Below are 13,718 nucleotides of genomic sequence, written 5' to 3'. Positions count from 1 at the left end.
TCGATATCCTTACTCGGTGATGCCCTGGCTGACGCATTCACCGCGTCGCCACAGGCTCCATTGGCCCGGTTCGTAGCGGGTCCAGTTTTCGTTGTCGGTGAGTGGCTCGGTGGCGATCACCGTGACCACATCATTGGGCGTGGTTTCGGCCTGAAAATCGACGATCACGTCGACATCTTTCAAGCGCGCCGGGCCAAACGGCGCGCGACGGGTGATTTGCGCCAACTTGGTCGAGCAATAGCAAAACAGCCAGTCGCCGTCGCTGAGCAGGCAGTTGAACACGCCCTTGCTGCGGTATTCGGCGCAGGCGGCGATCAGGTCCGGCAGCACCTGCTCGATGTCCACCGGCTCGGGGAAGGCTTCGCGCACGCGGTTGAGCAGATCGCAGAAGGCCGCTTCGCTGTCGGTATCGCCCACGGGCCGATAGAACGTGGCACGGGGGTTGAAGTCCGCCAGCTGGCCGTTGTGGGCGAAACACCAGTTGCGCCCCCACAGTTCACGCACGAACGGGTGGGTGTTGGACAGGCACACCTTGCCCACGTTGGCCTGGCGGATATGGCCGATCACCACTTCACTTTTGATGGGGTAACGCTGCACCAGCAGCGCGACTTCCGACTCACTGCTCGCCGCCGGGTCCTGGAACAGACGCAGGCCACGGCCTTCATAGAAGGCGATGCCCCAACCGTCGCGATGGGGGCCGGTGCGGCCACCGCGCTGCATCAGCCCGGTAAAGCTGAACACGATGTCGGTGGGGACGTTGGCACTCATGCCCAATAATTCACACATGCCAGGGCTCTCGCTACAACGTTAAAGGCGCGGTTCGACGCGCATGCCGCTCACAGGTGCCGGGCGGCGGAAAGGTTCGTCATCATCATCGGCCGGCTCGGCGGCCAGGGCGGCATCGGCGGCGGCCTTGCGCTCGCGGCGGGCCTTGGCGCCGCGCTCGATGGGCCAGCGGATCAACACGATCACCAGGTACACGGCAAAGGCGATCATCGTGTACATGAACAAGTCGGAAATGGCCCGCCAGGCGTTGTTGCCGACCTTGAGCACCAGGTCCAGCGCGGTGATGGCCACGGCTGGCGCAAATTGGGTCTTGACCGGGTCGACGATGGTCGGGCTGAACAGCAACACGGCCATCAGCAATTGCAACGGCTCGCGCAGCCAGCGCCAGATCCAGCGGGTCATGCGCCACCACACCAACAGGCAGCCCAAAGCGGCGAAGGCGTAGAGGCCCCAAGCGGTCAGATAGTCGTTCTCGGTCATGGTGTCCATGGCAAGGCTGGCAAAGAGGCGGCTATGATAACGGCTTTTGCGTGTCGCGGCTGCAAAGCCTGCCACCGTCCGCCAGATAGAGAATAATCCATGCCTACATCGCCCGCTCCGATTGCCCGCAAGGCCCCAGGCCAGGATCCTTACGCCTGGTTGCAGGAACGCGACAGCACCGAAGTCCTCGATTACCTCAAGGCCGAAAACGCCTGGCAGGAAGCCCAGCTCGCCGACCAGCAGGCCCTGCGTGAAACCCTGTTCGAAGAGATCAAAGGCCGCATCCTCGAAACCGACCTGTCCCTGCCCTCCCCGTGGGGCCCGTACCTGTATTACACGCGCACCACCGCCGGTGACGAATACGCCCGTCACTACCGCTGCCGGCGCCCGGCGGACGACAGCAACCAGGTGGACGACAGCAGCGAAGAGCTGCTGCTGGACCCGAACGTGCTGGCCAACGGCGGCTTCTTCTCCCTGGGCGCGTTCAGCATCAGCCCCGACCATCAGCGCCTGGCCTACAGCCTGGATACCAGCGGTGAAGAGATTTTCACCCTGTACGTGAAGGAATTGGCCAGCGGCAAGGTCAGCGAACTGGAATTCGCGGACTGCGACGGCAGCATGACCTGGGCCAATGACAGCCTGACCCTGTTCTTTGGCGAGCTGGACGACACCCACCGCCCGCACAAGCTGTATCGCTATCGCCTGGATGGCACGGCGGCGCAGGAAGTGTTCCACGAGCCCGACGGACGTTTCTTCCTGCATTGCTACCGTTCCAGCTCCGAACGGCAGTTGCTGCTGGCGTTGGGCAGCAAGACCACCAGCGAAATCTGGGCCCTAGACGCCGAGCAGCCGCACCTCGACTTCACCTGCCTGGCACCTCGGGTCGAAGACCATGAATACGATGTCGACCACGGCCAACTGAATGGTGCCTGGACCTGGTTTATCCGCAGCAACCGTGACGGCATCAACTATGCCTTGTTCACCGCGACCGACATTGGCGACGTGCCAACCGAGGCCGAGTGGCAGAACCTGATCCCCCACAGTGACGACGTGATGCTCGACGGCGTGAGCCTCAACGCCAGCGCCATGACCTTGAGCCTGCGCATCGGCGGCCTGCCGGTGATCGAAGTGCATCCAGAAGGTCTGCCCGCCTATCGCGTGGAATTGCCCGACGCCGCCTACAGCCTCTACGTACAAAACAGCCTGGAATTTCCCAGCGACAAGATTCGCCTGCGCTACGAAGCCCTGAACCGCCCGGCCCAGGTGCGCCAGTTGGAACTGGCCAGTGGCACGCAAGTCGTGCTCAAGGAAACCCCGGTACTGGGCGTGTTCAACGCCGACGACTACGTCAGCCAACGCCTGTGGGCGACTTCCGCCGACGGCACCCAGGTGCCCATCAGCCTGGTGGTCAAGCGTGACCAGCTGGGTAAACCTACGCCGCTGTACCTGTACGGCTACGGCGCCTACGGCTCGAGCCTCGACCCGTGGTTCTCCCACGCGCGCCTGAGCCTGCTGGACCGCGGCGTGGCGTTTGCCATTGCGCATGTGCGCGGCGGCGGCGAGCTGGGTGAGGCCTGGTACCGCAACGGCAAGCAGGAACACAAACAGAACACCTTCAGCGACTTTATCGCCTGCGCCGAACACCTGATCGCCGAGGGTTTGACCACCTCCAAGCAATTGGCCATCAGCGGCGGCAGCGCCGGCGGCCTGTTGATCGGTGCGGTGCTCAACCAGCGCCCGGAGCTGTTTCAGGCGGCGATTGCCGAAGTGCCGTTCGTCGACGTGCTCAACACCATGCTCGACCCGGACCTGCCGCTGACCATCACCGAGTACGACGAGTGGGGCAACCCAGAAGAACCGGAAGTGTACGACCGGATAAAGGCCTACGCGCCGTACGAAAACGTCCGCGCCCAGGCTTATCCGCATCTGCTGGTGATCGCCGGCTACAACGACAGCCGCGTGCAGTACTGGGAAGCGGCCAAGTGGGTGGCCAAGCTGCGCGATACCAAAACAGACGACAACCTGCTGCTGCTCAAGACCGAACTCGGCGCCGGCCACGGTGGCATGAGCGGGCGTTACCAGGGATTACGTGACGTAGCACTCGAATATGCATTTGTGTTCAAGGCCCTGGCACTGATTTAGGAACTATGCGCGGCGGTTCTGTCTGAACACAGAACCGCCCTACACGATTGACGGACCAAGATTGCCGCTATGCCAGAACCGACCTCACTCAATAACGAAATCCGCGACATGCTCATGGACTGCGGCTTGTTCGATCCTCTGCTGCCGGAAGATTTTCACATCGCCGCCGGCTACTTCAACATCAGCAGCATGGCCCGGGACGAGGTGATCTTCCTGGAAGGCGATGCAGGCACCTTCATGTGCATCCTCCACAGCGGCCAGGTGGCAGTGCAGAAAGCCAACCCCAGCGGCCAGCGCTTGACCATCGCCACCCTGCGCAGCGGGCGGGCGTTTGGCGAAATGGCCGTGCTCGATGGCGAGCGGCGCTCCGCCAGTTGCGTGGCCGCTTCGGAGTGTGTGCTGTTGAACCTGGGCAAGGATTCCCTGGAGAAAATGCTCAATGACGCGCCCAGGGTCGCGGCGAAGATTATCCGTGCCATCGCCATTGCCCTCTCCAAGCGCCTGCGCATGGCCGACGGGCAATTGCTCTCCCAGCAGTTTTAACCGCCCGGGGTCTTCGGTTTGCTGTCGTTCTGCTGCAAACCGGGCACCGTCTGGTCTTTTGGCGGCGTCGGCAACACGATCGGTACCAGCGCAGGGGACCCGTTAGCCGTGGCCTTGGGCGCGATCGGCGGGGTGACTTGCGGATACAACGTCGGCGTGGGCGTGCCCGGTGCGCCTGGGGTGGGTGCCGGCGCAACCGGTACGGTTTGCAACTCCTGAGCCTGCGCCGCACCCAATGTGAGCGCGCTCAACACAATGACCGTTAGAATGCTGCACTTCATCGATGGCTCCATGGCCTGACCGGAATGTCGTAAGGCTACTCCCAACCGCGCAAGAATGCCCTTCCCAATGAGATTTCCATGAAACGTTTCGTTCTGCTGGACACCACCCCGATCCCCGACAACGGCGGTGCCTTGTGCCTGTTCGAATACGGCGAGGATTTTGTGATCAAGATCCAGGGCGGTGACGGCGGCCAGTTGATGAACACGCGCATGCACGGCTCCGAAGACGCGCTGGCAGAGATCCCTTGCCGCAAGGTCGCCGGGCGCCCGGATTCACGGGTGCTGATCGGTGGCCTGGGCATGGGCTTTACCCTGGCCTCGGCGCTCAAGCATTTGGGCAAGTCCGCCGAAGTGGTGGTCGCTGAGTTGGTGCCCGGCGTGGTGGAGTGGAACCGCGGCCCGCTGGGGGAGAAATCCGGCCGCCCGCTGCTGGACCCGCGCACAGTGATCCGCATGGAAGACGTGGCCAAGGTGCTGCAAGCCGAGCCCCAGGGGTTTGACGCGATCATGCTCGACGTCGACAACGGCCCCGAAGGCCTCACGCAAAAAGCCAACAGCTGGCTGTACTCCGCCGGTGGCCTCGCTGCCTGCGCCAAGGCCCTGCGGCCCAAGGGCGTGCTGGCGGTGTGGTCAGCGAGTGCCGACAAGCTGTTCAGCGACAAACTGCGCAAGGCCGGCTTCAAGGCCGAAGAAGTGCAGGTGTTCGCCCACGGCAACAAAGGCACCCGCCATACCATCTGGATTGCCGAAAAGCTCAAGGGCTAACTGCGCCGAGAACGGCTAGAATCAAGCCTTACCGTGACCACCAAAATATAGGAGCCATGATGAGCTCAACCAACCCGCCCTCCCACACCGCCAAGCTGGACCGCATCCTCGCCGATGCCCAGCGCGACCGGGAAATGGGCTACCGCGACAAAGCGCTGAAGATGTACCCCCACGTGTGCGGCCGCTGCACCCGTGAGTTTTCCGGCAAGCGCTTGAGCGAACTGACCGTGCACCACCGCAACCATAACCATGATGACAATCCCCAGGATGGCTCCAACTGGGAGTTGCTGTGCCTGTATTGCCATGACAACGAGCACTCGCGGTATACCGACCAGCAGTATTTCAGCGAAGGATCGACCAGCAGCCCGACGATTGCCAAGGCCACGCATAACCCGTTTGCGGCGTTGGCGGGGTTGATGAAGAAGGACGACTGATAGTCCTTTGTTGTTTGTACTGGCCTCTTCGCGAGCAAGCCCGCTCCCACATTGGATTGGGTTCACAAATAGATATCTGTGAACCCAATCCAATGTGGGAGCGGGATTGCTCGCGAAAGCAATGGCCCAAGCACCACAACCCTCAGCACCGTATAATCGCGTTTTTTCTCCAAGGCACCCTTCCCCGTGGGCAATAAACGCTACAGCTGCATCGGTCTGTACAACCCCAAATCCCCCGAAAACGTCGGCTCGGTGATGCGCGCCGCCGGCTGCTACGGCGTGGCCTCGGTGTTCTACACCGGCGTGCGCTACGAGCGTGCGCGGGATTTCATCACCGACACCAAGAAGGTCCACCACGACATTCCGCTGATCGGCATCGATGACCTGAAGAAGATCCTGCCCCTGGGCTGCATCCCGGTCGCCGTGGAGCTGGTGGACGGCGCCCGCCCGCTGCCCGAATACACCCACCCCGACCGCGCGCTGTACATCTTCGGCCCCGAAGACGGCTCCCTCGACAAAGAGATCCGCGACTGGTGTGAAGACGTGGTCTACATCCCCACCACCGGCTGCATGAACCTCGCCGCCACCGTAAACGTGGTGCTCTACGACCGCCTGGCCAAGGGCAACAACACCCGCTCGGGCCCCAAGTACTGAGTTTGCGGGAACATCCGACGCCTGCGGGCGGTCAGCTACGTATCACTCGCCTTGTTGGAGACACATCATGAACGACAGCAAAAACGTGCACGGCTTGGAACGCCTCGGCTCCGTGGCCGGTGGCGTGATGATGGTGGGCAAAGGCCTGCGCCGTGGCGGGATTTTCGGCTTGATCCAGGTGGCGATTGGCGGCGTGGTACTGGCCCGTGGGATCACGGGGCACAGCTCGCTCAAGGACAAGCTGGAGCAGGGGCGCCAGGAGATGAACACGGTTCGCACGAAGATCGAGCGCGTGGGGGCCGAGTTGAAAAACCTGAAGACCTCGGCTGAAGTGGCGTCGGAAAAATCCACTGTCTGAACACGATCTATCAGACATTGGAAATCCCAATGTGGGAGCGGGCTTGCTCGCGAATGCGGTGGATCAGTCAACTCATGTGTTGACTGACAGACTGCATTCGCGAGCAAGCCCGCTCCCACAGTTGGTTTTGTGCATGACCCGAAATCAACGCAGTAATTTACTATCCAGCACCACCGCCCCTTCACCGATCACGCTTTCCGCGAGCTGCACGAACTCAGCAGTCGTGATGCTATTGGCCCGCATCACCGCCTGCGTCAAATCATCCAGCGAGCGCTTGTTGTGGGTTTTCACGCGAATCTCGCGATCCAGTTCCTGCAACACCACCACCGCCCGCGACACCGTGGCGCCGCTGACGTGTTCGCCGCGCAAGGTAGTCACGTCCTTGCCTTCCCTGGTCAGCCGCGCCTGGATCGCCTGATAGCGCTCATCGCTAATGCCCCCGGCACGCCGCACCAGCTCGATGGCGTAATACTCCGCCAGGCCTTCGCTGATCCAGTCGCTGGTGTCGTGGTCATTGAAGCGCCCAATCGCCTGCACCACTTCACGGATCAACGGGCTGCTGCCGTTTTCGCTGACCAACGGCGTGCGGCTGTTGAGGTAGATCGAGTCGCGGGCCGAAAACGCTCCACGGCGCATCGGGTCGCTGGCGCCGACGATCAGCAACTTGGCCGGATGCCGTGGGAACGCGGCTTCCACCTGCGGCCAGACGAAGGTCAGCAGCGTCAACACGTCCATACGGCGCATGGCCTGGCCCTTGGGCGAGGCCACGGTGACTTCGGTTTCGCCCAGGCGCACGCGGCGGCTGCCGAGGGTGCCGGCGAGCATCCAGCCGGTGGGCCGGTCGAACAGGCGTGAGACGTTGTCGATGCGGAACTTGTTTTTGCCGATGCGCGGCCAGGCGGTCTCGATGCTTTTCCAACCGGCAGGCAATTCGAACACCAGGCGCGAGACCAACTCGACACCGTCCTGCTGGTCCAGTCGCGCGGCGGGCACCAGGTCTTCGCCGCGAAACAGCGCCCAGCTCGGCGTCATGCGTGCTTCGTAGAGGCCTGCCTTGCGCGCGTGGGTGAGGCGTACGCGGTAGGTCAGGCTGGCCTTGTCGGCGCTGGGTTGCCACACGCCACGGCTGTCGCTGACCTTCCACTGGCCGTCGGCCTTGAAGTCGCTGTAGTCACCGTCGCCGCCCAAATCGAAATCCAGGCTGCGCACCGCAGAACCCTGGGACAGGCTCACCCGCACTTCGGCCTGATCGCTCTGGGGCATCAACTTGACGTGATAATCCAGATCGACTTTCTTCGCGCACCAACCCGGCCCGCTCAGCGCCAGCAACGCCAGGGTGGCGGCCAGCTTGACTGCGATCGTCATGGCGACTCCTTTATCAGCCTGCGCGGAAGATCAGGTAATCCTCCCAGTCGTCTTCGGGCACGCTGCCTTCGGCGAGCATGCGCCCGGACTGGGAAATACGTTCGTGGTGCACCGCGTCGCGGTCGCCGCAGACCAGGTGGTGCCACAGGGGCAGGTCCTTGCGCTCGCTGACCAGGCGGTAGCCGCAGGTCGGCGGCAGCCATTTGAACTGGTCGGCCTGGCCGGGCGTGAGCTGGATGCAGTCGGGCACCGAGGCGCGGCGGTTGGGGTAGTCCGTGCACTGGCAGGTTTTCAGGTCGAGCAGTTTGCAGGCGATGCGCGTGTAATAGACGCTGTTGTCGTCTTCATCCTCGAGCTTTTGCAGGCAGCACAGGCCACAGCCGTCGCACAACGACTCCCACTCCTCCTGATCGAGGTGTTCAAGGGTTTTGCGTATCCAGAAAGGTTCGACTTTGGCGGCCATGGCTCTACATCAGTATCGGTAGGTGAAAAGGCCGCCAGTCTAGTGCCCAAGCCCCCGGGAACCAAGCGCTTACGACTGGCGGTGTAACAACACTTGTCAGTCTAGTGGCCGCGCAGTAGCTTTGAACGCCGAATTGACCCTCAGGAACCGCCCATGACACGTGTTGCCGATTACCCGATCCACCCCCAGTTCACCGACCGCTGGTCGCCCCGCGCCTTTACTGGCGAGAGCATCCCGCAAGAAACCCTGCTGAGCTTCTTCGAAGCCGCGCGCTGGGCGCCGTCGGCCTACAACTCGCAGCCATGGCGTTTTCTCTACGCGCGCCGCGACACGCCGAACTGGGAACGCTTCCTCGGCCTGCTCAATGAATTCAACCGTGGCTGGGCGCAACACGCCTCGGCGCTGGTGATCATCGCCTCGAAGACCGACTTCACCGCCCCCGGCGCCAGCGAAGAAACCCCGGCGCTGTGGCACACCTTCGACACCGGTTCGGCCTGGGGCCACCTGGCGTTGCAAGCCAGCCTCAGCGGTTATCACACCCACGGCATGGCCGGCTTCGATCAGGAACTGACCCGCAAAGAACTGAAAATCCCGGAAGGTTATGCACTGCATGCCGCCGTGGCGGTGGGCAAGCTGGGGGACAAGTCGACCTTGCCGGAGTACCTGCAAGGTCGTGAGGTACCGAGCCCGCGTCGGCCGTTGAGCGAGCTGGTATCAGAAGGTGAATTCAGCCTCTAAGGGCCTGACAGCCTGCCGACGGCGAATCAATCCTGAATCACCGTCGGCGCGTCACCGAGGAATTACGCCGGCATCAACAGCTTGTTTAAATCGTTATACAAGTCCGCCTTAAACAGTTCGTAGTCATCCATAAGATCCTCCGGGAGAGGGTCGCCTACATTGAGGTCGCTACGCGAGTTAGGGCTGATATCCACCGGATAAATTTTCTTGTCTCGCGCAGAGTACAAAAAATTCCCCAGATGCAGATCACCCTGGAAGATATTTTTCTCTTCAAGTGATCTGAACACATCATCCAAAAGACCGCGTACTTCCACCGGTAAGCTCTCGGCTTGAAAACTTGCAAGGCTGACACCATCAAGTTTTTTCATCTTGATATAAACGCTGCCCATGCTATTAACCGCCTCTGCAAAACCCTCGCCGTAGTATAAATTCAGGGCATCGGCCTGATTAAAGACAGCATTGATATCAAATGACTCGATGTCGGTGTCAAAACATTTGTACACACTGGCGCCATCGCGACTCTCATACAGTACAGCCTGCACGCCCGAACCAATCTCGCGCCCACAATCACTGTTCACTCGAGACGGATAGCCGCCCCTGGCGCCCAGACGTTGCCACTGGTCACCCTGGACATGCTGCACCAGCAACTCGGTTTGTCGATTGTTGTGATAAATCCGCGCCTGGATCATCCCGTCTTCACTGCGGGTGATCTGCCGAACCTCGTAGACAGCCTGCTGCCCCCGTTGATCGGTGTGGCGTATGAACGATTGATGCCCGTTCGCCGCGGTATACACGCCTTGGCTGTTGCGCGACAGCCCAGTGATCGTCGACTCCGGCACCTTGAAGGCGGTATGCAACGTATTGTCCAACTGAGCGCCCTGCGGGATTTCCTTCGCGCGGATCACGCCTTTCATTGCATGGGTGTTAGGTACAAACGCTTCAAGCGGACTGCCATAGGGCTGCAGTTTTTCCGCATCCAGCGCATACCACTGGCCCTTGTGTAAAACCGCCCCACCGTCAACGATTTCTCCCGCCACCTTGAAGGTGCCTATTGCAGCGGCGCCATGTTGCTGGCTTGCGGCTTTGAGCAAGTCGTAGCTAGCGCTTGCCCCCCTGAGCCGGTTGACCCCATCAATGCTTTTGGAAATCAAGCGGCTGGCGCCTTTTTTGATAAGCCTGCCAACACCCTGGGCCAGGTCACCGGCACCGCTCAAGGGGTTGAATACCTCGATGGCCGCTGCGCCGACAAATCGCGCGGCCTTGGCTGCCCCGCGCACGCTGGAAATACCCTTTGAAAAGGCCTTGCCCGCCTGCGCCGCCTTGCCCGCGCCCAACGTGACCAGGCCAATAAAATCCAGGCTCAGATCAAACAGCCCGGCGCCAATATCCCCATTGGAAAAGTTGACGATGGCGGATCGCAAGGGAATCAGGTTCAGGAAAAACTCACCGACCGCCTTGAGGCTGGCCGCCTCCTTGTCGAAGGACGTCACCCCCCGGGCCTGGTCCGACAAGTCCTGGTTGCGCAAATCCAGGGACTCGGCAAACACCCTGCCGATGTATTCACTGCGCGCCGAGCCAAAGGCTGGCAGCTTGTCACCCGCACTGGGCTGCGCCTTGGCCAGGTCCGGCTGCTCATCCTTGAAAGGCTTGAACAGCACCGTTTTGCTGATCAAATCGCCGTCTACCCGGTGCAGGTTCTTATCCGTGTAGGGCGGCGTGTAGCGCCTTATCCGGAAGTTCTGTTTTTCAACCGTGCCTGCCTTGGTGTCGATCTCATAAATATTCACCTCGCCGCCCAACGTGGTTTTGACCCGCAGGGTGTGGCCCCTCTTTTTCAAGGTTTGCGACGGCGCAATGACCATGCCAAAGCCCATTTTGTACTCGTTGGTATGAAAGAACTCCAACTCACCGTACTCAAGGTTCTTGCGGTCTTGCGGGGGCAACGTCGCCAGTAGGGCTTGGGCCAGGCCCTGGTGACCTTTTTTGGCCGCCGTGATTGCCTGGTCATATTCGCTTTCAAAGGGCTCGGCGACCTCCAACTTGCCGCTTTCGCGCAACACGCAAAACGCGGCGGCGGGAAGGCGTTTGTCCGCAGATTCCCAATGCTCATGCTCACCCAGCTTTTTGCCGTGCATGACAATGTCCAGCATCGAGCGTGGCCCATCGACCCTGCCGGTTCTTCCGGGGACTCGAAACACGCCAATCATTCCCTCCACTTCGAACAGCGCGGGGTCAAGGTCGGGAAACGCCGCCTTGAGCGCGTCCAGCGCCATCTCCCGGCGACTGGGGATCGGCGTCTTCGCCAGGCTGCTGGCGGTGGTCAGGGCGAGCATCTGGCGGTTGTACTCGACCCGGACGGTTTCCAGCTCGGTGTCTGTGGGCGTGGCGTGGGTGAGCAAGCCGTTCGCGACGGCCCAGTCCGTCATGGCTTTTTTCTGAATGTCCTGCAGTACCGCGCTGCCGGTATTGAGCTCGGCGGCACACGCCAGCACTTCGGCATAGTTCATCGAGAGCGAACGGCCGGGCGTGTCCGCTTCGATCCTGGCGGCGGCAATCGCCAGTTGGGCCCAGGTGAGGCTGCCGTAGGTGACACTGCGCGGAATGTCTTTGACCAGAAACTCCGGAGCTGCTTTGGCCAGCAGCAGGCGCGCGCCCAGGCAGGCTGTTTGTGCCGTGACCCGGCCTTTATCCAGCAAGTGCTGGGCGAGGTTGTCGACGATTGTCTTCGCCCCTTGCCCTCTGTGGGCTTCACGCGCCAGGTCGAAGCCAGCGACCGTACCCGGCGCCGGGGCATCCAGCGACTCCGGGTCCAGCCCCAGGTGGATAGCCGCCAGCAGGTATTCATTGCGGCTACTGTCCGTGGCATAACCGCCCAGTTGCGTCTGTATCGCCTGCCCCAGCGCCTGGGCCTTGGCCGAACCGAGCAGTTTTTCGATGGCGACTGTGGGCTTTTTCAAGTCGGCTTCCGACACAGCACTGCCACTGAGCAGATAACCCAAGGTGCCTTTTTGCTCATCCGCCAATGGCAGGCCAGGCAATTGCGTGGTGGTGCCTTGCAGCAGCGTCACAATCGAACGCTGATCCTGGGTGCCGGGCGGCGCAGGCCAGGACAGCGCGCCGCTGAAATTGCCCAATGGCGGCGTCTGCGCCCGCTTGACCACCTGGCCGTTGAGCGTGATCAATTCCTCCAGGGTCCTCGGCACGTTTAGCCCGCTGTCGCGAATAAAGGCTTCCACGCTGACTTTGTCGGCAATGCCCAGCGCGTGTTGGCGGAAATAGGTGGAATCTTCACACACCACCATTAAGGTGTTTTTCAAGCGCGAGGCTAGGTTGCTGTCGCCAATGTCCAGCGTCTGAATGATCGCCTTCAGATGTTTGGCCAGGGTTTGCCAGTCGCAGCTGTCACCGAAGGCGGTTTTCAAGGCTGCCGGGTTGTCGAGCCGGTTCGGCGTGGGGGGCGGGGTCGAAACAGATGCCTGCTCGGTCGGCTTGGGTGACTGTGCGACCAATAACGGCGGGATTGAAGGCGTGAAACGAGAGTGCGCAATGGGCGTCATGGGGTACCTGTCCATAGCTGGGAGTTGTCCAATGGGAGGCGCTTGTCGGCGCCTCCCGGGCTCACTGGGTGTCAAAACCCTGGGACGTGGTTCCAGCTTGAATGTCAGGCTTTATGTCAATGGAGAAATGCTGAAGCTTGGCTCAGTAACCCCGCTCGAAGCTGACTTCGCCGCGCAACGCTTGCTTGGCCTTGTACGCTTGCACATTCTGCAAGAACAACTCCACCATCATTGGCGGCGACGTCGGTGCAGAACTGTGCCCGGTCAACAGCAACCCCCACGCAGTCCAGAACGGATGGCGTTGCGGCAACGGCTCCTGGCGGCACACATCAATCACCGCGCCGGCCAGATGCCCTTCTTTCAACGCCTCGACCAGATCGGCATCCACCACCGAAACCCCGCGCCCGACGTTGATAAACAACCCGGTCGGCTTGAATTGCTTGAACAGCGCCGCGTCATAAAGGTCATGGGTAGCTGGGGTGTTGGGCAGCAGGTTGATCACGTAGTCCACCTCCCCCACCAAGCGGCCCAACTGGTCCAGGCCAGCCACTTCGACGAACGGCGCCTGCTCCCGCGCCGTGCTGGCGATGCCATACAGCTTGACGCCAAACGGCACCAGGAACTCGGCGACGCTCTGGCCGATATCGCCGGTGCCAACGATCAACACCTTGCGCCCCGCCAGGCTCTGGCCCATGCGGCTGTCCCACTTGCGCTCCACCTGGCTGACCAGCCGCGCCAGCACTTCGCGCTCGTGGCCGAGCATGTAGGTGAGGACAAATTCGGCCATGACCTGGCCATAAATACCCACCGCGCGAGTCAGGCGATAGTTGCGCAGCAAACCGTCGGCCAGCAGCGGCGTGATGCCCGCCCAGGTCGATTGCAGCCACTGCGGCTGATGGCCTTGGCGCAACAGGGTGGCCAGTAGGTCGGGTTGGCCCAGCCAGACCGGGCAATCGGCGGCCAGGCGTGACAGTTCGGCCGAGTCGCCGCTGGTCAACACCTCAAGGTCCGGTGCCGCTTCGCCCAGCAATTGAGCGTAGAGCGGGTGATCCTGTTCAGCAATCAGAACACGCATGCTTAAAACCTTTCAAAAACAGTGCAGACGGCCGCCCGTATCCTTACGGCCACCGCCCACCAATACGATTGCATTGA

14 protein-coding genes are annotated in these 13,718 nt (G+C 61.6%); 7 read left to right on the top strand and 7 right to left on the bottom strand.

Annotated elements, in window-relative coordinates; genetic code table 11:
- Window positions 1-9: 9 nt before the first annotated feature.
- Window positions 10-786, bottom strand: coding sequence for a class II glutamine amidotransferase (locus DBR46_RS22755; protein WP_026136743.1), 777 nt, complete (start codon window positions 784-786; stop codon window positions 10-12).
- Window positions 787-807: 21 nt separating this feature from the next.
- Entirely contained in the window at window positions 808-1,341 is a 534-nt protein-coding gene (locus tag DBR46_RS22750) for an MFS transporter (RefSeq protein WP_124528015.1), read from the bottom strand.
- Window positions 1,342-1,365: 24 nt separating this feature from the next.
- On the opposite strand from DBR46_RS22750, the gene DBR46_RS22745 reads away from it, so the two are divergent.
- Window positions 1,366-3,408 (top strand): S9 family peptidase, encoded by a 2,043-nt coding sequence (locus DBR46_RS22745; RefSeq protein WP_124528014.1) that lies wholly within the window; start codon window positions 1,366-1,368, stop codon window positions 3,406-3,408.
- 69 nt (window positions 3,409-3,477) lie between these two features.
- The gene (locus DBR46_RS22740) at window positions 3,478-3,951 is read left to right on the top strand and encodes a cyclic nucleotide-binding domain-containing protein (protein ID WP_124528013.1); all 474 of its coding nucleotides are present in this window, start codon (window positions 3,478-3,480) and stop codon (window positions 3,949-3,951) included.
- On the opposite strand, the gene DBR46_RS22735 is transcribed toward DBR46_RS22740, so the two are convergent.
- A complete protein-coding gene (locus DBR46_RS22735) occupies window positions 3,948-4,232 on the bottom strand; it encodes a hypothetical protein (protein ID WP_124528012.1) in 285 nt (94 codons plus the stop codon). The genes DBR46_RS22740 and DBR46_RS22735 overlap by 4 nt on opposite strands.
- 78 nt (window positions 4,233-4,310) lie before the next feature.
- Between DBR46_RS22735 and DBR46_RS22730 the strand changes: the two genes are divergently transcribed.
- The 4 genes from DBR46_RS22730 (at window position 4,311) to DBR46_RS22715 (ending at window position 6,443) form a co-directional block, all read left to right on the top strand.
- Complete coding sequence (locus tag DBR46_RS22730; protein ID WP_122487050.1) at window positions 4,311-4,997, top strand: spermidine synthase; 687 nt, start codon at window positions 4,311-4,313, stop codon at window positions 4,995-4,997.
- 59 nt (window positions 4,998-5,056) lie between these two features.
- A complete protein-coding gene (locus DBR46_RS22725; protein ID WP_017736286.1) occupies window positions 5,057-5,431 on the top strand; it encodes a YajD family HNH nuclease in 375 nt (124 codons plus the stop codon).
- Window positions 5,432-5,617: 186 nt separating this feature from the next.
- A complete protein-coding gene (locus tag DBR46_RS22720) occupies window positions 5,618-6,085 on the top strand; it encodes an RNA methyltransferase (RefSeq protein ID WP_014717486.1) in 468 nt (155 codons plus the stop codon).
- Between the two features lie 67 nt (window positions 6,086-6,152).
- Complete coding sequence (locus DBR46_RS22715) at window positions 6,153-6,443, top strand: DUF2892 domain-containing protein (RefSeq protein WP_124528011.1); 291 nt, start codon at window positions 6,153-6,155, stop codon at window positions 6,441-6,443.
- 144 nt (window positions 6,444-6,587) lie between these two features.
- Here DBR46_RS22715 and DBR46_RS22710 read toward each other — a convergent pair whose 3' ends face one another.
- Window positions 6,588-7,808, bottom strand: coding sequence for a hypothetical protein (locus tag DBR46_RS22710; RefSeq protein ID WP_124528010.1), 1,221 nt, complete (start codon window positions 7,806-7,808; stop codon window positions 6,588-6,590).
- A 13-nt stretch (window positions 7,809-7,821) separates the two neighbouring features.
- Entirely contained in the window at window positions 7,822-8,271 is a 450-nt protein-coding gene (locus DBR46_RS22705; RefSeq protein ID WP_110624195.1) for a YcgN family cysteine cluster protein, read from the bottom strand.
- A 153-nt stretch (window positions 8,272-8,424) separates the two neighbouring features.
- Between DBR46_RS22705 and DBR46_RS22700 the strand changes: the two genes are divergently transcribed.
- Entirely contained in the window at window positions 8,425-9,009 is a 585-nt protein-coding gene (locus DBR46_RS22700) for a nitroreductase family protein (RefSeq protein WP_124528009.1), read from the top strand.
- Between the two features lie 62 nt (window positions 9,010-9,071).
- Here DBR46_RS22700 and DBR46_RS22695 read toward each other — a convergent pair whose 3' ends face one another.
- Together DBR46_RS22695 and DBR46_RS22690 are read right to left on the bottom strand one after the other, a co-directional pair.
- Window positions 9,072-12,008: a hypothetical protein gene (locus DBR46_RS22695; RefSeq protein ID WP_256659374.1), complete on the bottom strand. Its 2,937-nt coding sequence runs from the start codon at window positions 12,006-12,008 to the stop codon at window positions 9,072-9,074.
- A 700-nt stretch (window positions 12,009-12,708) separates the two neighbouring features.
- Entirely contained in the window at window positions 12,709-13,641 is a 933-nt protein-coding gene (locus tag DBR46_RS22690) for a D-2-hydroxyacid dehydrogenase (protein WP_124528008.1), read from the bottom strand.
- Window positions 13,642-13,718: the final 77 nt, after the last annotated feature.

This window comes from Pseudomonas sp. KBW05 (genome assembly GCF_003852405.1).
Classification (GTDB): domain Bacteria; phylum Pseudomonadota; class Gammaproteobacteria; order Pseudomonadales; family Pseudomonadaceae; genus Aquipseudomonas.
This window is presented reverse-complemented; position numbering and strand designations above follow the sequence as displayed.

Bases quoted from the DNA above. Each gene is read 5' to 3' on its own strand.
- DBR46_RS22705 (WP_110624195.1), bottom strand. From the start codon at position 8,271: ATGGCCGCCAAAGTCGAACCTTTCTGGATACGCAAAACCCTTGAACAC.
- DBR46_RS22715 (WP_124528011.1), top strand. From the start codon at position 6,153: ATGAACGACAGCAAAAACGTGCACGGCTTGGAACGCCTCGGCTCCGTG.
- DBR46_RS22710 (WP_124528010.1), bottom strand. From the start codon at position 7,808: ATGACGATCGCAGTCAAGCTGGCCGCCACCCTGGCGTTGCTGGCGCTG.
- DBR46_RS22740 (WP_124528013.1), top strand. From the start codon at position 3,478: ATGCCAGAACCGACCTCACTCAATAACGAAATCCGCGACATGCTCATG.
- DBR46_RS22690 (WP_124528008.1), bottom strand. From the start codon at position 13,641: ATGCGTGTTCTGATTGCTGAACAGGATCACCCGCTCTACGCTCAATTG.
- DBR46_RS22755 (WP_026136743.1), bottom strand. From the start codon at position 786: ATGTGTGAATTATTGGGCATGAGTGCCAACGTCCCCACCGACATCGTG.
- DBR46_RS22725 (WP_017736286.1), top strand. From the start codon at position 5,057: ATGAGCTCAACCAACCCGCCCTCCCACACCGCCAAGCTGGACCGCATC.
- DBR46_RS22730 (WP_122487050.1), top strand. From the start codon at position 4,311: ATGAAACGTTTCGTTCTGCTGGACACCACCCCGATCCCCGACAACGGC.
- DBR46_RS22735 (WP_124528012.1), bottom strand. From the start codon at position 4,232: ATGAAGTGCAGCATTCTAACGGTCATTGTGTTGAGCGCGCTCACATTG.
- DBR46_RS22745 (WP_124528014.1), top strand. From the start codon at position 1,366: ATGCCTACATCGCCCGCTCCGATTGCCCGCAAGGCCCCAGGCCAGGAT.
- DBR46_RS22700 (WP_124528009.1), top strand. From the start codon at position 8,425: ATGACACGTGTTGCCGATTACCCGATCCACCCCCAGTTCACCGACCGC.